At 60.7% G+C, this 351-nt stretch carries 1 protein-coding gene; it reads left to right on the top strand.

The features are described 5' to 3' along the window. Positions 1-351 (top strand): phage portal protein family protein (locus MO867_RS22790; protein ID WP_252473419.1); only part of this gene is annotated, 351 nt, incomplete at both ends.

The following is a 351-nucleotide window of genomic DNA, read 5'->3' as shown; positions in this document are numbered from 1 at the left end:
CGGAAGGCATGGCCATAGAGCTGCTGGAGGCCGCCCGCAGTGGCACGGCGGATTATGTCAGTCTCTACGACCGCATGGATGCTGCTATTGCCAAGGTTTGCGTCGGCCAAACTGCCTCCTCCCAGGGCACACCGGGGCGCCTGGGCAATGATGAGCTGCAGAGCGATGTGCGCCTCGACCTGGTAAAAGCCGATGCAGACCTGGTGTGCGAGTCTTTTAACCGCTCTATTGCCCGCTGGCTTACCGAGTGGAATTATCCCGGCGCCCAGGTGCCGCGCGTGTACCGCAAAGTGGAGCCACCGGAAGACCTCAACCAAACCGCCGACCGCGATAAGAAAATCGTGGATATGG

It is taken from the genome of Microbulbifer okhotskensis, from assembly GCF_023895975.1.
Lineage (GTDB): Bacteria > Pseudomonadota > Gammaproteobacteria > Pseudomonadales > Cellvibrionaceae > Microbulbifer > Microbulbifer okhotskensis.
The sequence above is the reverse complement of the archived record's forward strand: the minus strand, read 5'-3'. Positions and strand labels throughout refer to the sequence as shown.